This window comes from Mesorhizobium sp. (genome assembly GCF_004962925.1).
Classification (GTDB): domain Bacteria; phylum Pseudomonadota; class Alphaproteobacteria; order Rhizobiales; family Rhizobiaceae; genus Mesorhizobium.
In genome coordinates this window covers 1,075-1,829 of record NZ_SUEO01000384.1, presented here as the reverse complement: position 1 = coordinate 1,829, position 755 = coordinate 1,075, and the positions used below count along the sequence as shown (strand labels likewise).

Annotated in this window: 1 protein-coding gene; it reads right to left on the bottom strand. The window is 60.5% G+C overall.

The genetic code is table 11. The annotated features are described in order from the left end of the window. A partial coding sequence (locus tag E5W87_RS35215) for an ATP-binding cassette domain-containing protein (protein ID WP_292408515.1) occupies window positions 1-755 on the bottom strand: 755 nt, incomplete at both ends.

Sequence of the window (755 nt, the reverse complement as noted above, 5' to 3'; positions counted from 1 at the left end):
GTGTTCATCTTCTCGGTGGTCAGGCCGAATTGGGCGACGCGGCCGCGCACCTTCGATTCCGGTGCTTCCGGCATCAGCCGGCGGACATGCTCGTAAGCGTTTTCGTTCGGACGGAGATCGTCGAGCTGATGCTGGGCGAAGATCGCCACTTTCAGGCCGGGTGCGACCGTCATGGTGCCGGTCTCCTGCTTCAGGCGGCCCGATAGCAATTTGGCAAAGGTCGACTTGCCGTTGCCGTTGGCGCCGAGCAGCGCGATGCGATCGTCGGCATCGATGCGCAGCGTCATCTTCTTCAGGATCGGCTCACCCTCGACGTAGCCGACATTCACATTGTTCAGTGCAATGATCGGCGAGGCCACTGTCTTCACCGGCTCGGGAAAGGAGAACGGCCGGACGTTGTCGTTCACAATCGCGGCGATCGGCTTCATCTTCTCCAGTGCCTTGATACGCGACTGTGCTTGTCTCGCCTTAGAGGCCTTGGCCCGGAAGCGCTCGACGAAGGACTCCATGTGCTTGCGCGCGGCTTCCTGCTTGACCCTGCCCTTCTCCTGCAATTCGCGCTGCTCGGTGTACTGGCGCTCGAACTGGTCGTAGCCGCCGCGCCAGAAGGTCAGCTTCTTCTGGTCGAGATGGACGATCGAGTTGACGGCGCGGTTGAGCAGGTCGCGATCATGCGAGATCAGAAGCACGGTGTGCGGGTATTTCGACACGTAGTTTTCCAGCCACAGCGTGCCTTCGAGGTCAAGATAGTTGGT